5 protein-coding genes are annotated in these 2,672 nt (G+C 39.2%); all 5 read left to right on the top strand.

Annotated elements, in window-relative coordinates:
- Nucleotides 1-182 precede the first annotated feature (182 nt).
- Nucleotides 183-416, top strand: coding sequence for a hypothetical protein (locus NFR99_RS15055; RefSeq protein WP_251354058.1), 234 nt, complete (start codon nucleotides 183-185; stop codon nucleotides 414-416).
- A gap of 80 nt (nucleotides 417-496) precedes the next feature.
- On the top strand, nucleotides 497-1,234 hold the full coding sequence (locus NFR99_RS15050; protein WP_251354057.1) for a metallophosphoesterase family protein: 738 nt from the start codon (nucleotides 497-499) through the stop codon (nucleotides 1,232-1,234).
- 12 nt (nucleotides 1,235-1,246) lie between these two features.
- Nucleotides 1,247-1,606, top strand: coding sequence for an ASCH domain-containing protein (locus tag NFR99_RS15045; protein WP_251354056.1), 360 nt, complete (start codon nucleotides 1,247-1,249; stop codon nucleotides 1,604-1,606).
- Nucleotides 1,607-2,056: 450 nt separating this feature from the next.
- A complete protein-coding gene (locus tag NFR99_RS15040) occupies nucleotides 2,057-2,254 on the top strand; it encodes a hypothetical protein (RefSeq protein ID WP_120409851.1) in 198 nt (65 codons plus the stop codon).
- Nucleotides 2,244-2,579 (top strand): hypothetical protein, encoded by a 336-nt coding sequence (locus NFR99_RS15035; protein ID WP_251354055.1) that lies wholly within the window; start codon nucleotides 2,244-2,246, stop codon nucleotides 2,577-2,579. Before NFR99_RS15040 ends, NFR99_RS15035 begins: the two co-directional genes overlap by 11 nt.
- Nucleotides 2,580-2,672 lie beyond the last annotated feature (93 nt).

Genomic DNA, 2,672 nt, shown 5'->3' with positions numbered 1-2,672 from the left:
TTCTTCTGTTATCTAATTTTAGAAATTTATTAACCAAGTAGTCTTGATTGACTACACCATTATTATACTAGGAGGTGCTGAACATAAATAATATATAGATTGGTTTAGTCTAAAAAAGTGGTTACGTAATTTGCGGTAAAATTATGTCATTCGGATAAAGGATGTGAAATGGAGTGGTACAAATGCAGAAAATAGATTTTGCTACACTCCCTGTTTCGGTAAGCAGTTGGATTGTGCTTCGGGATTGTTTTCAAGAGTGTGGTGATCCTGAAATGTTATATAAAATTATCGATGATTATTATTCTGAACTTCCACTTTATGAGATTTATCGACTTTTTTATAAGTTGGTGGAAACTGCAGACGATGCGGTGTTCCAACATGCGTTAGATTATTTGTTCAGTCAAAATATTACTTAGTGTTCCAATGAGACAGGTCCTAATTTACTGACAGGGACTTGATTTATATGTTATAATAATATGATATGAGGTGAAAACGGATGTTGTATACAGTGGGTGATACTCACGGAAATCAATTTAAATGGGTAGAACAAATCGAACCCGTTCTTTCCCCTGCTGATATTGTACTTGTTTGTGGAGATTTCGGAGTTGGTTTCTGGAACGGACGTTATTGGTCGGAAGAAACATTTTATGATTTTCTTAGCGAACAAGAATATACCGTCCTGTTCATTGATGGTAATCACGAAAACTTTGATAAACTCAACAGCTACCCGGTTGAAATATGGAGCGGTGGCAAAGTACATAAAATCCGTAATAATAATGTGATCCACTTGATGCGTGGCGAAGTTTACTGTATTGAGGGCAACACCATTTTTGTTATGGGTGGCGGTTACTCCATTGACAAGTATCGCCGGACTGAAGGCGTTTCCTGGTGGCCTCAAGAGATGCCATCAGAAGAAGAGTATCACAATGCAATTATGAATCTTGAAAAGGTCGGTAATCGTGTCGATTACATTATTACCCATACTGCCCCATCTGAAACTGTCTATTATCTTTCCACTCTGAGAAGTTTAGGAATCAAGAATGATGTTGTTCAAGAACAGCCGCTGACGAGTTTCCTTGATGAAATCCAAAGGAAGATCACATATAAGCATTGGTACTTTGGTCATTTCCATGTTGATTTGGAAGTGTGGAGAAACCAAACTGCGATACTTAGTTGTGTCCGAGAATTGGAAACAGGAAAAATTGTCCGACAGTGGGACTCGTATGAAGGATAAAAGAGGTGGCAAATGAGCCAGATATTTGAGATGAAACTTCGACCGAATCCGTTCAACCGGATTTGTAGCGGAGATAAGACAATTGAATATCGTCTGCACGACGAGAAAAGATCACTCATAAGCAAAGGGGATTATATTCGGTTCACAGAGATGGCAGCCAGAGAGCGAACGATCCTGGTAGAAGTCGTTGATATATTTACTGCACCAAGCTTTGTTGCTTTGGAACAAAGGCTCATAGAAGTTGGTCTCCTCTCCAGAGGAGCATTCTCGCCAACCGGGATGCGTGAGTATTATTCGGCTGAGGATGAAGGGAAATATGGTGTTATGGGTATTGTTATCAGGGTTGTCTCTCCGATTTTTACGGAGATGTAAACGGTTGATATGTTTCCGTGTACTGCGGGGGTAGATTTGTTCCCGTGTTCTGTCGACATTCACGGCATTGTCTCGACCCATGTAGAGACTATTGTGTTGATACAAAAGAAAACCTCGTAGAAATCCTTTATTTTAGGCACTTTGCGAAGCATTTCACGTTTACTTCGGAGGGTGAAAAAATCCGAAATAAGCACCTCAAAAACTACTTTGACGTTTCGGTGGTAGTTGATATCGGGTGTGGGAACACAAACGGAAAATAAAGGGTTTGGGCAATCAACGTGTCTATGTAGTGTACACCCTGCTGATAAAATATAGGCAACAGGCTCTTAGAAATTGAATGGGATAAGCGTATCATTAGGGATAGTGGTACGCTTATTTTTTCGCTCATTTGCATCTTTGAATATACTGGTATCTGTCTATATAATAAAAGCAAAAAGGACGGTGAAATTTATGAGAGAAAAGAAAAATCACTTATATGTTGATAGTGAGGAGCGGAGCATTTTGTTACATAGCCTTGTAGAGCTGAAAAATCAACTCATACAGCAGGGCAGATATACAGACTGCGTTGACGAAATTATTTTTAAGGTTATCCATGCACCTATAAAAAAATTAAGGGTAGAACTGGCAGGGGGAAGTGATGTGCGATAAGGAATTTAAAGAACTGGTGAAGATAGCAGTCGAGAAACTAAAAGACGAATCTGTATTGAAACTGTTACAGGCTGACGCAAGTTATCAAAAGGACAGTAATAATGAGGGAAGTGCAGAGGATGCCTTTAATCAGCTTTATTTGACAGAGAAACAAAGGGAAGTTTGTCAGCATCTTATAGATTGCAGGGATAAGCAGGATTTTGAATACGGCACTCATGCGTATATCGCAGGGCTGATAGATGCGTTTCATATTATGGCGGTATTGTTCCCAGAAAAATGGGATACAGAGAGAATAAGGGAAGCCATATCATGTAAGAGCAGATAAGGCAGAGAATAAAACAGAATAGATTTTTACATAGCCGATTGGTGTAGTTTAGCAAATAAAACAGCCAGTCGGCTTTTTTTATTGCCATGAATC

The sequence above is a fragment of the Hominisplanchenecus murintestinalis genome (genome assembly GCF_943193015.1).
Lineage (GTDB): Bacteria > Bacillota > Clostridia > Lachnospirales > Lachnospiraceae > Hominisplanchenecus_A > Hominisplanchenecus_A murintestinalis.
This window is presented reverse-complemented; position numbering and strand designations above follow the sequence as displayed.